At 68.4% G+C, this 18,141-nt stretch carries 18 protein-coding genes and 2 tRNA genes; 17 read left to right on the forward strand and 3 right to left on the reverse strand.

All coding sequences use genetic code 11. From position 1 onward, the window contains the following. Nucleotides 1-13 precede the first annotated feature (13 nt). The 9 genes from uvrC to OMP39_RS06675 all read left to right on the forward strand — a co-directional run bounded on the left by uvrC (nucleotide 14) and on the right by OMP39_RS06675 (nucleotide 8,178). Nucleotides 14-1,981 carry an excinuclease ABC subunit UvrC gene (gene uvrC, locus OMP39_RS06635; RefSeq protein ID WP_264894153.1) on the forward strand — a complete coding sequence of 656 codons (1,968 nt, stop codon included), beginning with the start codon at nucleotides 14-16 and terminating at the stop codon, nucleotides 1,979-1,981. Nucleotides 1,982-2,016: 35 nt separating this feature from the next. Then, a complete protein-coding gene (locus tag OMP39_RS06640) occupies nucleotides 2,017-2,529 on the forward strand; it encodes a hypothetical protein (RefSeq protein ID WP_264894155.1) in 513 nt (170 codons plus the stop codon). A 157-nt stretch (nucleotides 2,530-2,686) separates the two neighbouring features. Beyond that, nucleotides 2,687-3,253 carry a CDP-diacylglycerol--glycerol-3-phosphate 3-phosphatidyltransferase gene (gene pgsA / locus OMP39_RS06645; RefSeq protein ID WP_264894156.1) on the forward strand — a complete coding sequence of 189 codons (567 nt, stop codon included), beginning with the start codon at nucleotides 2,687-2,689 and terminating at the stop codon, nucleotides 3,251-3,253. 41 nt (nucleotides 3,254-3,294) lie between these two features. Further along, the gene (locus tag OMP39_RS06650; protein WP_264894458.1) at nucleotides 3,295-4,140 is read left to right on the forward strand and encodes a DMT family transporter; all 846 of its coding nucleotides are present in this window, start codon (nucleotides 3,295-3,297) and stop codon (nucleotides 4,138-4,140) included. Nucleotides 4,141-4,229: 89 nt separating this feature from the next. Further along, nucleotides 4,230-5,321, forward strand: coding sequence for a tartrate dehydrogenase (locus OMP39_RS06655; RefSeq protein ID WP_264894157.1), 1,092 nt, complete (start codon nucleotides 4,230-4,232; stop codon nucleotides 5,319-5,321). Between the two features lie 207 nt (nucleotides 5,322-5,528). After that, entirely contained in the window at nucleotides 5,529-5,801 is a 273-nt protein-coding gene (locus OMP39_RS06660) for an HU family DNA-binding protein (protein WP_264894159.1), read from the forward strand. Between the two features lie 12 nt (nucleotides 5,802-5,813). Continuing rightward, nucleotides 5,814-5,889: transfer RNA gene (locus OMP39_RS06665), tRNA-Val, on the forward strand. A 214-nt stretch (nucleotides 5,890-6,103) separates the two neighbouring features. Continuing rightward, on the forward strand, nucleotides 6,104-7,987 hold the full coding sequence (locus OMP39_RS06670; RefSeq protein ID WP_264894161.1) for a SurA N-terminal domain-containing protein: 1,884 nt from the start codon (nucleotides 6,104-6,106) through the stop codon (nucleotides 7,985-7,987). Nucleotides 7,988-8,102: 115 nt separating this feature from the next. Beyond that, a tRNA-His gene (locus OMP39_RS06675) sits at nucleotides 8,103-8,178 on the forward strand. Nucleotides 8,179-8,587: 409 nt separating this feature from the next. Here OMP39_RS06675 and OMP39_RS06680 read toward each other — a convergent pair. Continuing rightward, nucleotides 8,588-8,776 carry a hypothetical protein gene (locus tag OMP39_RS06680; protein ID WP_264894163.1) on the reverse strand — a complete coding sequence of 63 codons (189 nt, stop codon included), beginning with the start codon at nucleotides 8,774-8,776 and terminating at the stop codon, nucleotides 8,588-8,590. 292 nt (nucleotides 8,777-9,068) lie between these two features. Between OMP39_RS06680 and OMP39_RS06685 the strand changes: the two genes are divergently transcribed. Both OMP39_RS06685 and OMP39_RS06690 read left to right on the forward strand, forming a co-directional pair. After that, nucleotides 9,069-9,623 carry a DUF4124 domain-containing protein gene (locus OMP39_RS06685; protein ID WP_264894165.1) on the forward strand — a complete coding sequence of 185 codons (555 nt, stop codon included), beginning with the start codon at nucleotides 9,069-9,071 and terminating at the stop codon, nucleotides 9,621-9,623. Between the two features lie 362 nt (nucleotides 9,624-9,985). After that, nucleotides 9,986-10,192 carry a hypothetical protein gene (locus tag OMP39_RS06690; protein ID WP_264894167.1) on the forward strand — a complete coding sequence of 69 codons (207 nt, stop codon included), beginning with the start codon at nucleotides 9,986-9,988 and terminating at the stop codon, nucleotides 10,190-10,192. 36 nt (nucleotides 10,193-10,228) lie between these two features. Here OMP39_RS06690 and OMP39_RS06695 read toward each other — a convergent pair whose 3' ends face one another. Both OMP39_RS06695 and OMP39_RS06700 read right to left on the reverse strand, forming a co-directional pair. Then, nucleotides 10,229-10,927, reverse strand: a complete 699-nt coding sequence (locus OMP39_RS06695; RefSeq protein WP_264894169.1) for a response regulator — start codon at nucleotides 10,925-10,927, stop codon at nucleotides 10,229-10,231. 83 nt (nucleotides 10,928-11,010) lie between these two features. Continuing rightward, the gene (locus OMP39_RS06700) at nucleotides 11,011-11,988 is read right to left on the reverse strand and encodes an NADPH:quinone oxidoreductase family protein (protein ID WP_264894171.1); all 978 of its coding nucleotides are present in this window, start codon (nucleotides 11,986-11,988) and stop codon (nucleotides 11,011-11,013) included. 137 nt (nucleotides 11,989-12,125) lie between these two features. Here OMP39_RS06700 and surE point away from each other — a divergent pair, with 137 nt between their 5' ends. From surE to rlmD, 6 genes are all read left to right on the forward strand, one after another. Continuing rightward, on the forward strand, nucleotides 12,126-12,884 hold the full coding sequence (surE, locus tag OMP39_RS06705; protein WP_264894173.1) for a 5'/3'-nucleotidase SurE: 759 nt from the start codon (nucleotides 12,126-12,128) through the stop codon (nucleotides 12,882-12,884). A gap of 32 nt (nucleotides 12,885-12,916) precedes the next feature. Further along, on the forward strand, nucleotides 12,917-13,777 hold the full coding sequence (locus OMP39_RS06710; protein ID WP_425340672.1) for a protein-L-isoaspartate(D-aspartate) O-methyltransferase: 861 nt from the start codon (nucleotides 12,917-12,919) through the stop codon (nucleotides 13,775-13,777). Between the two features lie 110 nt (nucleotides 13,778-13,887). Next, entirely contained in the window at nucleotides 13,888-14,835 is a 948-nt protein-coding gene (locus OMP39_RS06715) for a peptidoglycan DD-metalloendopeptidase family protein (protein WP_264894175.1), read from the forward strand. 31 nt (nucleotides 14,836-14,866) lie between these two features. Next, the gene (gene rpoS / locus OMP39_RS06720; RefSeq protein ID WP_264894176.1) at nucleotides 14,867-15,907 is read left to right on the forward strand and encodes an RNA polymerase sigma factor RpoS; all 1,041 of its coding nucleotides are present in this window, start codon (nucleotides 14,867-14,869) and stop codon (nucleotides 15,905-15,907) included. A gap of 71 nt (nucleotides 15,908-15,978) precedes the next feature. After that, a complete protein-coding gene (locus OMP39_RS06725; RefSeq protein WP_264894177.1) occupies nucleotides 15,979-16,767 on the forward strand; it encodes a 3'-5' exonuclease in 789 nt (262 codons plus the stop codon). Nucleotides 16,768-16,775: 8 nt separating this feature from the next. Continuing rightward, nucleotides 16,776-18,140 carry a 23S rRNA (uracil(1939)-C(5))-methyltransferase RlmD gene (gene rlmD, locus OMP39_RS06730; RefSeq protein WP_264894178.1) on the forward strand — a complete coding sequence of 455 codons (1,365 nt, stop codon included), beginning with the start codon at nucleotides 16,776-16,778 and terminating at the stop codon, nucleotides 18,138-18,140. The last annotated feature ends 1 nt before the right edge of the window (nucleotide 18,141 follow it).

Genomic DNA, 18,141 nt, shown 5'->3' on the forward strand with positions numbered 1-18,141 from the left:
CACAATTTGCCCAATGAGTGATTCACCGACGAGCGAGCCGACCAGCGGGCCCGAACAGAGGCGGCCCGCTGCGCCTGCGTGCGCCTCCGCGTCGGATGCTCCGCGCGATCGGTTGCTGGCCGAAGTGGCGGCCTTGCCCAGCCTGCCGGGTGTCTACCGCTACTACGACGCCGACGGGCAGGTGCTGTACGTCGGGAAGGCACGCAACCTGAAGAAGCGCGTGTCGAGCTACTTCCAGAAGAACCACGGCGGCACGCGCATCGGCCACATGGTGACCAAGATCGCGCGACTCGAAACGACGGTCGTGCGCTCCGAAGCCGAGGCGCTGCTGCTCGAGAACAACCTGATCAAGACGCTCAACCCGCGGTTCAACATCCTGTTCCGCGACGACAAGAGCTATCCGTATCTCAAGATCGCGAGCCACGCCTACCCGCGCGTGGCCTACTACCGCGGGTCGGTGGACCGCAAGCACCGCTACTTCGGCCCGTATCCGAGCGCATGGGCGGTCAAGGAGACGATCCAATTGCTGCAGAAGGTGTTCCGCCTGCGCACCTGCGAGGACACCGTCTTCTGCAACCGCACCCGGCCTTGCCTGCTCTACCAGATCAAGCGCTGCTCGGGGCCCTGCGTGGGCCTGGTCTCGCCGGACGACTACGCGCGCGACGTCGCCCACGCCGAGCGTTTCCTGCTCGGCGAGCAGCAGGAGGTGATGGAGGCGCTGCAGGCGCAGATGATGGCGCATGCAGAGCGGCTGGAGTTCGAGAAGGCGGCCGAGATCCGCAACCAGCTCTCGGCGCTCTCGCGCGTGCTGCATCAGCAGGCGGTCGACATCGGCTCGGACAAGGATGCGGACATCCTCGCGGTGCGGGTGCAAGGGGGCAAGGCCTGCGTCAACCTGGCGATGGTGCGCGGGGGCCGGCACCTCGGGGACCGGGCCTACTTCCCCTCACACGTCGAGGACGCTGCGTCCGTCCGCGCGGAGGAGGGGGAGGACACCGAAGGCGAGGCACCCGACGCGCCGATCGAGGTGCAGGTGCTGGAGGCGTTCATCGCGCAGCACTATCTCGAGAGTCCCGTGCCGGGCCTGCTCGTCCTGAGTCACCCGGTGAGCGGCGGCTTGCTGCAAGTACTCACCGAGCACAGTGGCGTGAAGGTCACCGCCGTGCACCAGCCGCGCGAGCAGCGCCGCGTCTGGCTCGAGATGGCGCAGAAGGGGGCCGAGCTTGCGTTGGCGCGGCTGCTGGCGGAGGAAGGCTCCCAACAAGCTCGCACACGCGCGCTGGTGGAGGCGTTGGACCTTTCGCCGGAAAGCCTCGATAGCTTCCGCATCGAGTGCTTCGACGTGAGCCACACCGCCGGCGAGGCGACGCAAGCCTCGTGCGTCGTGTTCGAGAACCACCGGATGCAGCCTTCGCAGTACCGCCGCTTCAACATCGACGGCATCACGCCCGGGGACGACTACGCCGCGATGCGGCAGGTGCTCACCCGCCGCTATGCCAAGCTCGCCGAAGCCGTGCAAAAGGGCGAGGCGCGGCTGCCGGATCTCGTCCTGGTGGACGGCGGGCGAGGGCAGGTGTCGGTGGCGCGCGAGGTGTTCGAGGAACTCGGCCTGGATCTGGGCGTGATCGTCGGCGTGGAGAAGGGCGAGGGGCGCAAGGTGGGCCTGGAAGAGCTCGTGTTCGCCGACGGCCGCGAGAAGGTGTCTCTCGGCAAGGACTCGGCCGCGCTGATGCTCATCGCGCAGATTCGCGACGAGGCCCATCGCTTCGCCATCACCGGCATGCGGGCGCGCCGCGCCTCCGTGCGCACGCGAAGCTCGCGGCTGGAGGACATCCCCGGCGTCGGACCGAAGAAGCGGGCTAGACTCCTGCAGCGCTTCGGCGGATTGCGAGGCGTGGCGGCTGCGAGCGTGGACGATCTCGCCTCGGTGGAGGGGATCTCGCGCGAGTTGGCCGAAGAGATCTACCGCGCGCTGCACTGAGCGCGCGGCGCCCCACGGGGAAGGAACACACGGCAATGACGAATGGCGATCGCAACAAGGGCTGGCGCGCGCGAGTGCTGGCGTGGTCCGGCATGGTGGCGGGTGCCGCGTCCTTTCTGGTCGGCTGTGCCCAGGCACCGCGCGGCCCGGGCGAGGCGCCGCCCGCCGCGAAGCTGCCGGCAGCCGGTGCGCCCACCGGCCCGACGCGACCGACCCTGGGGCCGGCCCGCAACTGGGCCGAGTACCGGCTGCGCGTCGCCCAGCGTCTGGCTGAAGTCAACGCCGAGCGCGTCTACCTCGACGCCCCGCCGGACATTCTGCTGGCCATCCCGGTGCTCGAGATCGAGCTCAATGCCGACGGCAGCATCCGTCGCATCGAAGTGCTGCGCTACCCGGGGCAGGCGCGCGACACCACCCAGATCGCCATCGACGCCGTGCGGCGCGCCGCGCCCTTCGGCAGCGTGGCGCACCTGCCCAAACCGTGGAAGTTCCCGGAGACGTTCCTGTTCCGCGACGACCGCCGCTTCAAGCCGCGCACGCTGGACTGAAGGCCGGGCGCTCGGCCGCCCGGAGCCGGGCCGCGACCCCCATGGGGGGTGGGGCGCCAGCCCCGGGGGGCGAAGATGGAAGGCCCGTGCACCGGCCGACCGCCCCCGGCCGGACTCTGTCACGAGCCCGGCGCGGCTTTGAGACACAATCCGCGCCATGTTCTTCAATCTGCCGACGCTGCTCACCTGGGCGCGCATCGTCGCGATCCCGCTCATCGTGGCCGTGTTCTACCTCCCGCTGGAGGGAAGCACCCGCAATCTGATCGCGACCGTGCTGTTCGTCGTCTTCGCGCTGACGGACTGGCTGGACGGGTGGCTCGCCCGCAAGCTCAACCAGACCTCCGCTTTCGGGGCCTTCCTCGATCCCGTGGCCGACAAGTTCCTGGTGTGCGCGTCGCTCCTGGTCTTGGTGCAACTCGATCGTGTCAACGCCCTCGTCGCGCTCGTCATCATCGGGCGGGAGATCGCCATCTCCGCGCTGCGCGAATGGATGGCCCAGATCGGCGCCTCGCGCAGCGTGGCGGTGCACATGCTGGGCAAGCTCAAGACGACCACCCAGATGATCGCGATCCCTTTCCTGCTCTATGACGGTGTCGTGCTGGGTCGGGTGGATACGAGGATCTGGGGCACCGGCCTCATCTACCTGGCGGCGGTGCTCACCATCTGGTCCATGGTGTACTACCTGCAGAAGGCGCTGCCAGAGATCCGCGCCAAGGCCCAGTGAATACCGTCGCGCACGGCCGTGGCGACGCGTTGCTGCGCGCGATGCCGTGGGTGTTCGTGCTCGTCTGGAGCACGGGCTTCATCGTCGCCCGCTACGGCATGCCCTACTCGCCACCGATCACGTTCCTCACGTGGCGGTACGGCCTGTCGATCCTGTGCTTCCTGGTGTGGGTGGGGCTCTCGCAGGCCCAGTGGCCGCGAGGGGCCGCCCAATGGGGGCACCTGGCCGTCACGGGCGTCCTGATGCATGCGGGCTACCTGGGGGGCGTGTGGGCGGCCGTCAAGGCCGGCATGGGGGCAGGCACCGTTGCCCTGATCGTCGGCCTGCAGCCCGTGCTCACCGCTGTCTGGCTCACTGCGCGCGATGCGCAGAACCGCGTGACCGCGCGCCAATGGATGGGGCTCGCGCTCGGCTTCGGCGGGCTGGTGCTCGTCGTGCACGGCAAGCTGGGCGTGGGGGAGATCAACCCGCTGAATCTCGGGCTCGCGGTGTTCGCGCTGCTGGCCATCACCACCGGCACGCTCTACCAGAAGCGCCACGTGCAGCCTTGCGACGTGCGCACCGCCAACACCGTCCAACTGGCCGCGGCGTGGCTCGTCTCCTTGCCGGTGGCCTGGTGGGAGAGCGAGCCCGTCGTCCTGCACCCGCATCTTCTCGGTGCGATGGCGTGGTCGGTGCTCGGGCTGACCCTCGGGGGCAGCTCGCTGCTGTACCTCCTGATCCAACGGGGGGCGGCCACCGCGGTGACGAGCCTGCTCTACCTCGTGCCGCCTTGCACGGCGCTGATGGCGTGGCTTCTCTTCCGCGAACCCCTGACTGTGCTTACCCTCGTGGGTATGGGCCTCGCCGTGTTCGGCGTGCTGCTGGTCGTGCGGCCGACTCGCTAGCCCGGGGCGCACCGCCGCGAGGATCTTGCGCCGGTGTGCCCACTCGCCGCGCCGCGCGACGACATCCGCGTGTTCTTCAAGGAGTGACGATGAGCAAGACCTACCGCATCGCCGTGATCCCGGGCGACGGGATCGGCAAGGAGGTGATGCCCGAGGGCCTGCGTGTGCTGGACGCCGCGGCGCGCCGGTTCGGCATCGGCGTCGCGTTCGACCATTTCGACTTCTCGAGCTGGGACTACTACGAGCGCCACGGCCAGATGCTGCCCGACGACTGGAAGGATCGGATCGGGGGTCACGATGCGATCTACTTCGGCGCCGTGGGCTGGCCCGAGAAGATCCCCGACCACGTCTCGCTGTGGGGCTCGCTGCTCAAGTTCCGGCGCGAGTTCGACCAGTACGTGAATCTGCGCCCCGCACGGCTCATGCCCGGGATTCGCTCGCCACTGGTGCGCCGTGACGGCAGCGAGCGCCAGCCGGGCGAGATCGACATGCTCATCGTGCGAGAGAACACCGAGGGCGAGTACTCCAGCATCGGCGGGCGCATGTTCGAGGGCACCGAGCGCGAGGTGGTGATCCAGGAGACCGTGATGACGCGCACCGGAGTCGATCGCGTGCTGCGCTACGCGTTCGAGTTGGCGCAATCCCGCCCCAAGAAGCACCTCACGTCCGCGACCAAGTCGAACGGCATCTCGATCACCATGCCGTACTGGGACGAGCGCGTGGAGGCCATGGCCCGCGAGTACCCCGAGGTGCGCGTCGACAAGTTCCACATCGACATCCTCACCGCTCACTTCGTTCAGCGGCCGGAGCACTTCGATGTGGTGGTGGCGAGCAACCTGTTCGGCGACATCCTGAGCGACCTCGGGCCGGCGTGCACCGGCACGATCGGGATTGCCCCTTCGGCCAACCTGAACCCCGACAAGCGCTTCCCGTCGCTGTTCGAGCCGGTGCACGGTTCGGCGCCCGACATCGCCGGGCGGCATATCGCCAATCCGATCGGACAGATCTGGTCGGGCGCCCTGATGCTCGACTTCCTCGGTCACCGGCAGGCGCACGATGCGATCGTCCGCGCGATAGAGCAGGTGCTGGACCCCGCCTCGGGCGGGCCTCGCACCCCCGATCTCGGCGGCTCGGCGCGTACCGAGGACCTCGGTCGAGCCATCGCCGAGGCCGTGCGATGACGGTCTACGGCAGTCCTGCACACTGCGCGAGGGTGATTCCACTTAGAATCCGCCCTCGCGCTTGACACTGCCTAGACCCCTCGCTGTAATTTGGCCGGGCAGCGGCCTTGCGGAGGGTGCGGGGTTTCACGCTGCCGATCCACGGGTCTGTCCCGTGCTCGCGGCACACCAAATCCATCTCGTGAGACCTGAGAGAGGGGGTACTTCGTGAACAAGACCGAGTTGATCGAGCACATCGCCAAGCAGGCCGACATCTCCAAGGCCGCGGCCACTCGTGCGCTCGAGGCGATGCTGGGCGGTGTCAAGACGACGCTGAAGAAGGGCGGCACCGTGTCGCTCGTCGGTTTCGGCACCTTCGCGGTGGGCAAGCGCGCGGCTCGAAGCGGCCGCAACCCCCGCACGGGCGCCGCCATCAAGATCAAGGCAGCCAAGATTCCGAAGTTCCGTCCCGGCAAGGCCCTCAAAGACGCATTGAACTGACCCATCGTTCCCGGGTGCTTAGCTCAGTTGGTAGAGCGGCGCCCTTACAAGGCGTAGGTCGGGGGTTCGAGCCCCTCAGCACCCACCATCTCGGGACACTACGGGCCGCAGGGCGGCGGCGCGGCGCGGTCGCCGGCTGTCGCTAGAATGCCTGATTGGCGCACGGGCCGCCGGGATTCCGCAGCCCTGTGTATCGCGGCGGCCCGTGGCCCCTCTCCGATGACGAGGCGAACCGCGGTTCGCCTTTTTTGTGTCTGCCCCAGGCCGAAAGGCCCTTCCTTCGACACGCTCGAGGTTCGTTGATGTTCGATTTCGTCCGCAACAACACCCGCATCCTGTTCTTCGTGCTGCTGTTGTTGATCATCCCTTCGTTCGTCTTCTTCGGCGTGCAGGGCTACAGCCAGTTCCGAGAGGGCGCCGACGGCGTGGCGAAGGTGGCGGGCCATACGATCACCGTGGCCGAACTCGACGCAGCGCATCGCAACCAGGTCGAGCGCGCCCGGGCGCAGATGCCCAATGTCGATCCCAAGCTCTTCGACTCGCCGCAGATGAAGCGGCAGACGCTGGAGATGCTCGTGCGCGAGCGTGTGCTGGCGCAGGCCGCTGAGGACCTGAAGCTGCTCACCGGCGACGAGCGCCTGCACCGTGTGTTCGTCAACGACCCGCAGTTCGCGTTCCTGCGCAAGCCGGACGGCTCGGTCAACAAAGACCTCCTCTCGGCCCAGGGCATGAGCGTGGAGATGTTCGAGCAGCGCCTGCGGCACGACCTCTCGGCTCAACAGGTGCTGCGTGGCGTGGCCGACAGCGCGCTGGTGGGCAAGAGCGTGAGCAATCGGGCGCTCGATGCCTTCCTGCAGCAGCGCGAGGTGCGCGTCGTGCGCTTCGACGCCAAGGACTACCTCGGCAAGGTACAGCCCACCGATGCGCAGATCGAGGCGTACTACAAGGCCAATGAAGCGCAGTTCCAGACGCCCGAGCAGATCAAGGCGGAGTACGTCGTGCTCGACCTCGACAGCATCAAGAAGACGATCACCGTCGCGCAGGAGGAACTGCACAAGTATTACGAGCAGAACGCCGCTCGTTACACCGCCCCCGAGGAGCGCAGGGCGAGCCACATCCTCATCCAGCCCGATGCGTCGGCGCCCGATGGGCGCGCCAAGGCCAAGGCACGCGCCGAGGAGTTGTTGGCCCAGCTGCGCAAGAACCCCGAGGCGTTTGCCGATCTGGCGCGCAAGCATTCGCAGGACCCGGGTTCGGCCCCCAACGGCGGCGACCTCGACTTCTTCCGTCGCGGCATGATGGTCAAACCGTTCGAGGAGGCCGCTTTCGCGCTCAAGCCGGGCGAGATCAGCAACGTGGTCGAGACGGAGCACGGCTACCACATCATCAAGCTCGCCGCGGTGCGCGGCGGCGAGCGCAAGCCCTTCGAGGCGGTGCGTGCCGAGATCGAGGACGAGGTCAAGAACCAGCTGGCCCAGCAGCGCTATGCCGAGGCGGCCGACCAGTTCTCGAACATGGTGTACGAGCAGCCGGACAGCCTCCAGCCGGTGGCCGACAAGCTCAAGCTCCAGGTGCGGCGCGTCGACCAGCTCACCCGCTCGGCAGGCCCGACTGCGGACGCGGCGATTGCCCACCCGAAGGTGCTGGAGGCGCTTTTCGAGGCCGAGTCGCTGCGCAACAAGCGCAACATCGAGGCGGTGGAGGTTGCACCGAACCGGCTGGTTTCGGCCCGCGTGGTGGAGCACCAACCGGCGCGTACCTTGCCGCTCGACGAGGTGAAGGACCGCGTACGCGAGCGGGTCGCGGCCCAGCTGGCGGCCGAACTCGCGCGCAAGGAGGCCGAGGCGCGCTTGGCCGAATGGCGCCAGAACCCGGGCCAGGCCACCGCCGGCCAGGTGCTGAAGGTTTCCCGCGTACAACCGGCCGGCCAGCCGCGCGAGGTGGTCGATGCGGCACTCAAAGTCAAGGACGACGCGTTGCCCGCATGGGTGAGCGTGGATCTCGGTGCTCAGGGGCACGCCCTGGTGCAGGTGACGAAGGTCCTCGGCCGCGACGACGCCGTCCCTGCCGCCCAGCTGGAAGGGCAGGTAGTGCAAGCCTGGCGCTCTGCCGAGCTCGATGCCTACTACGAGCTCCTGAAGAAGCGGTACAAGGTGCAGTTCACCGCGAAGGCGCCGGCCCCCTGAGAGCAAGCGCCCGCCAGTGCGAGGAGCCTCTTCCTCGGCGGAGAAAGATTCGGTTATACTTTCAGGCTCTTTCGATGATGTTTGGTGCTTGCCGGCAGCGTCGGGAGATCGAATGGTGGCTGTAGCTCAGTTGGTAGAGTCCCAGATTGTGATTCTGGTTGTCGTGGGTTCGAGTCCCATCAGCCACCCCAAGAATTCCTAGGCCCTCCGCGTGAGGGCCTACTTGCTTGTAGCTCTCGACACCGTTGCCACGAGGTCTTCAACCCGCGCGCGGTGTAGGCGTTGTTGTCCAACGGCCTCGGTGCAGCTCGCGGCGCCACTGGAGGTGCTGTCCGCCCTCGGCATGAAAGGCCTGCCCGCCAGCACGACGGGCGACCGCTTGGCGAAGATGCACTTCAACCACGCGCCGACGCGCTCGGAGCTGAAGCGACTGCCGAATCTGCTGGTCCGCCCGGTGCTGGTGTTCGAGTCGGCCATGCAGCCGGGGGGCGGTCGCGGTGCTCGACGTGCTGCGGGCGAGTCTCGAGAGGCTGCCAGGCGCCGCGCCCGCCGAGAGTGGGCCCGCTGCGGCCGCTCGCCGGCGCGCGAGCCACGAGGCCCTCAAGCCGTGAGCATGCGCCAGACGGCGTACGCGAAGGTCGCGATGCCCAGTGCAGCGCCCAGCGCGATGAGCGCGAGCCCGGCCCCTGTGCCAAGCGCGGGCATGAAGAACACGCCGATGCCCATCAGCGCGGCGGCCGTGCGGAACGCCAGCCCAGCTGGGCTTTCGTGACGTGGTGGTAGAGCCATGGCAGATCCCAAGATCCGGTACGACATCATAGCCATCGCCCGAGGCGAGGCGGATGTCGAGCGCGTGGCCCGTGCCACCGTGGAGCTGCCGGGCGGCGGGCGTGTGCAGGCGGGGGCAGGGCAGCGTCGGAGACCGCGTGTTCGTGTGCGCCGGCGGGATCGAGGGTGAGGCCCCGGCCTTGGCGGTCGAAGTCATCGAGGTGTGAGAGGGCGCCCGGCCGGTCCCCCTACAGAGGGGTCCCGACGGACGTGGCAGACCGGTAGCATTTGGCGGACCCTGGAGGAGCCCCGCATGCGCGCACTTGCCATCGCTCTTGTCCTGGCCACTGCTGCCTCGGCAGCCGGCGCCCAGGTGTACCAGTGCCCTGGCCCGGGCGGGCAGAAGGTGTTCCAGCAGCAGCCCTGCGTGGGCGGCAAAGAGCTGGACGTCAAGCCGCTGCCCGAGCTGGGCGGCACGATGCTGGGGGGCGCGACGGCGGCCAGCCTGGACATCGACCGACGCACCGCGATTCGCCTGGCCGCCGAGAGCGGCGAGCCCGCGGTGGGCATGACCGCCGAGCAGCTGCAGCAGGTGCTCGGTCTGCCCGAGCGGGTCAACGTCTCGAACTACGGCGCCGGCGCCATGGAGCAGCGCATCTATCGGCGAGGTGACCGCACCTACTATGTGTACACGCAAGGCGGGCAGGTGACGGCCATCCAGAACCGCGACACGGGCCGCGTGCGGCCGCCGTGCCCCTCCTCGCTGGAGCTGCGCAATGCCGAGACCAGCGCGTCGTCGCGATGGGCCAGCGAGACGGCGCGCTCCCAGTACGAAGCGCTGCGCCGGCAGGCAGCCGACTGCCGCTGACGCCGACGAGGCCCGCGGCCCGCCACGACTCGCTTCCCTTAGAGCCCGCCCACGGATGCCGGCGGGCTGTTCTGCGACTGGGTCCCTCGAATCGGCCTGCATTCGGCCCTTCCGGGCAGGCACTGTGCTTGCTGCCGGTGTGGCATGGAGCCGGAAGAAGTACGCCGTCGCCTTGCCGACCTGCTGGGACAGCCCTCGGGCTGGGCCCCTCCCGTCGCACGCAGCCGGGCATGGAGGTGCTCGGTCTGCGGGCTGGGGTACTTGTTCGCGCGGGAGCAGCCGGCCCCGATGCAGTGCCGGGCCTGCCGCGGCAGCTTCTTCGAGTTGCGTCGCGCCGGGCGGCGGCGTTGAGGGGAGCGGCCATGTGGAAGACGGCAGCCGAGCGCATCGCATTCAGCGAGGCCGTGGACTTCCTGCTGCAGGGGCAGGTGGAGCTCGTCGGCCCCGAGCGCATCGACGACTACGTGCGGCAGGGCTTGCTGCGTCGTGAAGGCGATCAGGTCACCTTGACCGCCGATGGTGAGCGCGAGTACCGAGCGGCTCGCAACGAGCGCTTCAGCGACGGATGAGTGCGACGCGCGCGCGGGCCCGGTGAGCGGATCGCCTCAGCCCGCACTGCGCGCGGCGCCCGCCGAGATCCCGCTCGACGCCCAGAGCTTGTGGTAGATGGCCTTGATGTGGTCGTTGACGGCGAACCACTTGATGCCCATCAGGCTGGCGATCTCCTTGAGCGTGAACCCCTTGCTGAGGTACGTGAGGACTTCCACCTCCTTCGGCGAGAGGCGGTCGGCGTCGTCGCTGGAGGTGGGGGGCGCCAACCCGCCGAGCGCCGAATCGCCGAACCGGGAGGGGCGGTCCCCCGGGAGCCGGAAGTGGGCGAGCAGCCTGCGCGCGAGCGACGCGGAGACGGGGCGTTCGCCCTTGACGATGCGCTGCAACTCCTCCACCAGCACTTCGTAGCGGTCTTCCTTGAGCAAGTAGCCTTGAGCACCGCATTGCAATGCGGAGAACAGGTGTTCGTCGTCCGAGTACAGCGTGGTGACGACCTTCAAGGCGGGGTACTGCGCCATGCGGATCAGCAAGTCCAGTCCGCTGCCGTCGGGCAATTCCATGTCGAGCAGCGCGAGCTTGAACACCCCCGCGTGGCCCGCGGCCTGAGGATGCAGCCCGAGGAGACGACGGGCCGATTCCAGATCACCGGCTTCGACGATTTCCAGCGGCTCGCTGAAACTGTCGCGCACGACGCGCGCCAAGAATGCGCGCGCAACGGCGTTGTCTTCGACGATCAGGACCCGAACGGCCATGGGTGAACTCCGGCGCCGCGGCTGTCCGGCACCGGTCGGCCAGTTCGTCCGCGCTGCGGCTATGGTAGCGCGGCAGGCGAGGTTCAGGGGTTTGTCAGCACCACTTTGCCGCGCACCTGCCGTGAAGCCATCAGCTCGAACGCACGGGGCAGCTCTTGCATCGGCAACTGGTGCTCGATCACCGGTTTGACCTTGCCCTCGCCGTACCAGGTGGCAAGTTGGGCGAGAGCCGCAGCGTTGTGCTGCGGCTCTCTGCGTGCGAACTCGCCCCAGAAAACGCCCACGATCGACGCACCCTTGAGCAGGGGCAGGTTGAGCGGCAGGGCGGGGATCTGTCCCTGTGCGAATCCGATCACCAGGTAGCGGCCCCGCCACGCGATCGAGCGGAACACCGGCTCTGCCAGATCGCCACCGACCGGGTCGTAGACGACATCCGGGCCTCGCCCGCCGGTCAGGGTCTTGATCTCGTCACGGATGTTGCTGCGACTGTAGTTGATGGTGGCGTCGGCCCCCAGCTGGCGGCACAGCGCGCACTTCTCGTCGCTGGATGCGGCCGCGATCACCGTGGCGCCGGCGGCCTTGGCGATCTGGATCGCGGCCGTCCCGACACCTCCCGCGGCGCCGAGCACCAGGACGGTCTCGCCGGCCTTGAGGCTGGCGCGGTCGATCAACGCATGGTAGGTGGTGCCGTAGGTGCACAGGAAGGCGGCGGCATCGGCGAACGGGAATCCTGGGGGCACAGGCATCACCACGGCCTGGGGCACACAGGCGTGCGTGGCGAAGCCGCCCAGTCCTGCAAAGGTGGCCACCGCCATGCCAGGTTTGAGCGAGGCCACGCCTTCGCCGACCGCCTCCACCACCCCCGCGAACTCCGCCCCGGGCACGAATGGCGGCTGGGGCTTCATCTGATACTTGCCCTGCACGATCAGCAGATCGGGGAAGTTGAGGCTGGCCGCCTTGATCGACACCAGGACCTCGCCCTTGCCCGGCGAGGGTGTGGGGACCTCCTTCCAGGTCAAGGCTTGCGGCCCGACCGGGTCCTCGCAGATCCATGCGTGCATGTCGTGTTCTCCTCGTGGATGAGCGTCTCGCCGGCCGTCATTCTCGGGCCGTGAAGCTTGACGCATGATAGGCAGCCGGCCTGTAGGAGAACGTCACCGAGGTGACGTCTCCATACGCATCCCTACAATCGGGGGGCATGCGCATACTTGTCGCCAACGATGATGGCTACCTCGCCCCCGGCCTGCAAGCGCTGGTCGAGGTGTGCCGGGAACTCGCCGAGGTGGAGGTGGTCGCCCCGGAGCAGAATGCGAGCGGCACGTCCAACTCCCTGACCTTGCACCGCCCGCTGTCGGTGTTTCGCGCGCCCAACGGCTTTCGCTTCATCAATGGCACCCCTTCGGACTGCGTGCACGTCGCGCTCACCGGTCTGCTCGACCACCCGCCCGATCTGGTCGTCTCGGGCATCAACAACGGCGCCAATCTGGGCGAGGACACGCTCTACTCGGGCACTGTCGCTGCGGCGATGGAGGGCTATCTGTTCGGCATTCCGGCCGTCGCCTTCTCGCTGGTGGACAAGGGATGGGAACACCTGGACAGCGCGGCCCGGGTGGCGCGCGACATCCTGCGCCAGATCGTGGCACGACCTGCCCCGGCCGGTCCTTACCTGCTCAACGTCAACATCCCCAACCGCCCGTATGCGGAGCTGGGGCCGGTGCGCTGGACCCGCCTGGGGCGCCGGCATGCGAGCGAGGGGGTGATCCGCCAGACGAATCCCCGGGGAGAGCCCATCTACTGGATCGGCCCGGCCGGCTCCGCTCGGGAGGCCGGCGAGGGAACGGACTTCCACGCCGTCTCGCAAGGCGCGGTGTCGGTCACGCCGTTGCAGGTCGACCTGACCGACCACGCGCGCATGCCGCTGTGGCAGCAGTGGTGGGGGCAGGGGGGCGCAGCGTGAAGCCTCCCGCGCGTCCCAAGGCGACTGCGGTGCTGCCGCAGCGGCCTGCCCGTGCGGAATCGGGAGGCAGTGGCAGCGCGCGCTTTCCGCTCAGCCTCGACCGTGTCGCCCCGCCGAGCCGTCACTCCGGGCCAGGGGGGACGCCCCCCGCTGCGCCTGCGAAGAAGCCGACACCGGGCCTGATCTCGCCTCAACGACCCGTCCAGGACGCCCTGCGCGAGCGCTTCCGTGAGGTGCGGCCGGTGGGGCTCGGGCTCGACTCGGACCTCGTACGTGCACGCATGGTCGAGCGGCTGCGTCAGCAGGGGGTGCGCGACGAACAGGTGCTGGCGGCGATGCTGAAGATCCCTCGGCATGCGTTCGTCGACTCGGCCTTGGCGAATCAGGCGTACGAGGACACGGCGCTGCCCATCGGGCTGGGGCAGACCATCTCCAAGCCTTCGGTCGTGGCTCGGATGATCGAGCTGATGTGCGGCGGACGCGCGGCTCCCTTGTCGCGCGTGCTCGAGATCGGGACGGGCTGTGGCTACCAGGCGGCCGTGCTCGCGCAACTGGCGAGGCAGGTGATCTCGGTCGAGCGTTTGAAGCCCCTGCACGATCGGGCGAGGGAACTGTTGGCCCCCTTGCGGCTCCACAACGTCCGGCTGGTCTACGGCGACGGACGGCTCGGCCATGGGCCGAACGCCCCTTACGACGGCATCATCGCAGCCGCCGGAGGCGATGAACTCCCCGCGGCCTGGCTGGATCAGCTGGCCGTGGGAGGCCGGCTGGTGGCGCCGGTGGTGCGCGGCGGCGGGCAAGTGCTGGTGCTCGTCGAGCGCACCGAGCGCGGCCTGGTGCACACGGAACACGAGGCCGTTCACTTTGTCCCTTTAAAATCTGGCACGACCTGAAACAAGCGCCGCGCGGCCGCTTGCCGCCGCGGCCTCGACTCCCGCGCGGACGGCTTGAAGCGGGGCGTGCCGAAACTCCCTCTCTCATCGTGACGCACACTGGAGGTTTGATGAGTTTCAAGACGGGCGCGTGCATTGCCATCGCCCTCCTGTTGGCCGCGTGCGCATCGCCGCGGCACCGGGCCCCGGTGGAGGAGCGCAACGCTTCGCAGCGCGTGGGCGCCGCCCCGGCAGAGGCACCGAAGCCGCCTCCTCCCGGCATCGAGAATGCCGGCAAGCCCGGCTACTACACCGTCAAGCCGGGCGACACGCTCATTCGCATCGGCCTGGATACCGGGCAGAACTGGCGCGACATCGCCCGCTGGAACAACCTCGAGAACCCGAACCTGCTCGAAGTCGGGCAGGTGCTGCGCGTCGTGCCGCCGGCTGCCGACCCGACAGGGGTGTCGACGCGCCCTGTGACCACTGCGAAGGTCGAGCCCCGTCCACTGGACAGCAAGCCGGCTGCGCCGGCCTCCTCGCCTGCGGCCTCCGCTGCCGGCCCTGCGGTCTCTGCTGCACCGGGGGCCACGGCGTCCGCGCCGGCGGCCTCTGCAGTGCCGGCCACCGTGCCTGGTGCCGCGCCGGCCGCCTCGCCGGCGGCTCCGCCGGCCGCCAGCCCGCCGGCAGCTGCGAGAGAAGCCGAGGAAGACAACATCACCTGGGCCTGGCCCGCCAGCGGGCCGGTGATCGCGCCGTTCGACGAGTCCCGCAACAAGGGCATCGGCATCGCGGGCAAGGCCGGCGATCCCATCCTGGCTGCGGCCGATGGTCGGGTGGTGTACGCCGGCTCGGGCCTGAGGGGTTACGGCAACCTCGTCATCGTCAAGCACAGCAACAACTACTTGACGGCATACGCGCACAATCAGACGCTGTTGGTCAAGGAGGACCAGAGTGTGCGGCGCGGGCAGAAGATCGCCGAGATGGGTTCGACCGATTCGGACCGGGTGAAGCTGCATTTCGAGATCCGCCGACAGGGCAAGCCGGTGGACCCGACCAGGTTCCTGCCGCCTCGTTGACACCATGAGGCACTGAGCCGAGGAGGCCGTCGTGAGCGGGTGGAAGCCAAACGAGCATGAGGCCGGATCGCTTCCCGACCCGCTCGAACCCGGCGGCACCGACCCGGCGCTCGAGGGTTTGAATCCCCTCGGCACCCTCCCCCCGGCGGACCTCAACGACCCTGCGCAGGCCGCTCCGTCGGCCGGGGATGCGGGAGACAAGTCCGCCCTGGAGGCGGGGGAGGCGGACGTCGGCAATACGCTGCAGACCTACCTGCGCGACATCCGACGCACGCCGCTGCTGACACCCGAGCAGGAGTTCGAGACCGCACGCAGGGCGCGACAGGGCGACTTCGAGGCGCGCCAGGCGATGATCGAGCACAACCTGCGGCTCGTGGTCAGCATCGCCAAGAACTATCTCGGTCGGGGATTGCCGCTCACCGATCTGATCGAAGAAGGCAACCTGGGCCTGATGCACGCCATCGGGAAGTTCGAGCCCGAGCGGGGCTTTCGCTTCTCGACGTATGCCTCCTGGTGGATCCGGCAGAGCATCGAACGCGCGATCATGCATCAGGCGAGACTCGTGCGCCTGCCCGTGCACGTCGTGCGCGAACTCAACCAGGTGCTCAAGGTGCGCCGGCAGTTGGAGTCGGAGCGGTCCAACGGCTCGCAAGAGGCGCAGGTGCGCGTGGAAGACGTGGCCGCGCGGCTCGGCCGTCCCGTCCAGGAGGTGGCGCAGTTGCTCAAGTTCGCCGAGCTGCCCACCTCACTCGACGCGCCCCTGGAACGCGACAACGCGGAGTCCATGATGGACATGGTGGCCGACGAGCAGGCCGTCGACCCCATGGGTCTCACGCTGAACCACGAGGTCGAGCATTTGCTGGACACCTGGCTGGGGGAGTTGAGCGAGCGCGAGCGCGAAGTGCTCGCCGGCCGCTACGGTCTGCACGACCGGGAGCCGGAGACGCTCGAGGTGCTGGCCGCGCGGCTCGGCCTCACACGGGAGCGCATTCGCCAGATCCAGCAGGAAGCGCTCGTCAAGCTCAAGCGCCGCATGATCCGGCAGGGTGTGGACCGCGATTCGATCTTCTGATCGAGGCGGATCGCTCATGCGCTGGCGGCCGCCGCCGATAATGCGGGTCCGATTCTTCGCTGCGAGCATCCATGGCCTGGCCCGTACTCGTCTTCGACATCGAAACCATCCCCGACCTCGCCGGGCTGCGCGCGCTCCACGGTGCGCCCGAGCTCGATGACGACCACCTCTATGAGAAGGTCATGGCCGAGCGGGCTCAGGCGGGGCAGAGCGAGTTCCTGCCGCACTACCTGCAACGGGTGCTGGTGATCAGCTGCGTGTTCCGCAATGCCGAGGGGCTGCGGGTGCATTCCTTCGTGGACCGCGAGACCGACGGCGCAAGCCAGGAAGGACGCATCATCCAGGCGTTCTTCAACAGCATCGAGAAGCACGTGCCGCAGTTGGTGAGCTGGAACGGCGGGGGGTTCGACTTGCCGGTGTTGCACTACCGTGGCCTGCGGCATGGCGTGGTGGCGAGCCGCTACTGGGACTTGGGCGAAGACGACCGCGAGTTCAAGTGGAACAACTACATCTCCCGCTACCACATGCGGCACCTGGACCTGATGGACCTGCTGGCCATGTACCAGCCGCGGGCCAACGCACCGCTGGATGCGATGGCCAAGCTGTGCGGCTTTCCCGGCAAGCTGGGCATGGACGGCTCGGCCGTGTACGGGGCCTACCGCGCCGGGCAGCTGGAGGAGATCCGCCGGTACTGCGAGACCGACGTGATGAACACCTATCTGCTGTACTGCCGCTTTCAGCAGATGCGCGGCGGCTTCACCGAGGCGGAATACCAGCGTGAAATCGACCACGTGCGCAGCACGCTGGCCGGCTGGGACGAGCCGCATTGGCGCGAGTACCTGCAAGCCTGGGGCGGATAATTCCGCCCATGACACAAGCGAATGAGTGGCTGAAGGTCGAGTCGCTCGACCTCGAGGCCCAGGGCGTGGCTCACGACGCGGAAGGCAAGGTCGTCTTCATCGAGGGCGCCCTTCCGGGCGAAGAAGTGCAGGTCGCCGTCACGCGGCGCAAGAACAACTGGGAGCAGGCGCGCGTGGTCGCGCTGCGCAAGGAGAGCTCGCAGCGTGTGGTGCCGCGCTGCGTCCACTTCGGCGTGTGCGGCGGCTGCAAGATGCAGCATTTCCACATCTCGGCGCAGGTGGCCGTGAAGCAGCGCGTGCTCGAGGACAACCTCTGGCACCTCGGCAAGGTGCGGCCCGAGACGATATTGCGGCCGATCGAGGGGCCGACCTGGGGCTACCGCTTTCGCGCGCGGCTGTCGGTGCGCATGGTGCCGAAGAAGGGCGGCGTGCTGGTCGGTTTTCATGAGCGCAAGTCGAGCTACGTGGCCGACATGACGAGCTGCCAGGTGCTGCCGCCGCACGTGAGCGCGATGCTGGTGCCGCTGCGTCACCTCATCTCGTCGATGGACCGGCCCGATCGCCTGCCGCAGATCGAGGTGGCCGTGGGCGAGCATGACGAGGGCCGGGCGACGGCGCTCGTGCTGCGGCATCTGGAGCCGCTGAGCGAGGCCGATATCGCCCGCCTGCGCAGGTTTGCCGAGGAACATGGGGTGCAGTGGTGGCTGCAACCGAAGGGGCCCGATTCGATCCATCGGCTCGACGAAGGCGGTCCGGTGCTGGCGTATTCGCTGCCCGAGTTCGACGTGCGCATGCCGTTCCGGCCGACGGACTTCACGCAGGTCAACCATCACATCAACCGGATGCTCGTCGGGCGCGCCGTGCGCCTGCTCGACCCGCAGCCGCATGAGCGGGTGATCGACTGGTTCTGCGGCCTGGGCAACTTCACGCTGCCGATCGCGCGGCGAGCACGGCAGGTGCTGGGTGTGGAAGGCAGCGAGGCGCTGGTGCAGCGCTCGCAGGACAACGCGCGCCTCAACCGGCTGGAAGCGCGTACCTCCTTCGAGGCGCGCAACCTCTTCGAGCTGGAGCCGCAGGATCTGCTGCGCTATGGCAGCGCTGACAAGTGGCTGGTCGATCCGCCCAGGGAGGGGGCGTTCGCACTGGCCAAGGCGCTGGCCGACGTGCACCAGCAAGGGGGCCTGAGTGGGGGCCTGAGCGGCTGGCAGGCGCCCCGGCGCATCGTGTACGTGTCGTGCAACCCGGCGACGCTGGCGCGCGACGCGGGGCTGCTGGTGCATCAGGCTGGCTACACCTGTGTCGCGGCCGGTGCCGTGAACATGTTCCCGCACACCGCGCACGTCGAGAGCATCGCCGTCTTCGAGCGGCGGTGAC

The sequence above is a fragment of the Schlegelella aquatica genome (assembly GCF_026013905.1).
Classification (GTDB): Bacteria; Pseudomonadota; Gammaproteobacteria; order Burkholderiales; family Burkholderiaceae_C; genus Caldimonas; species Caldimonas aquatica.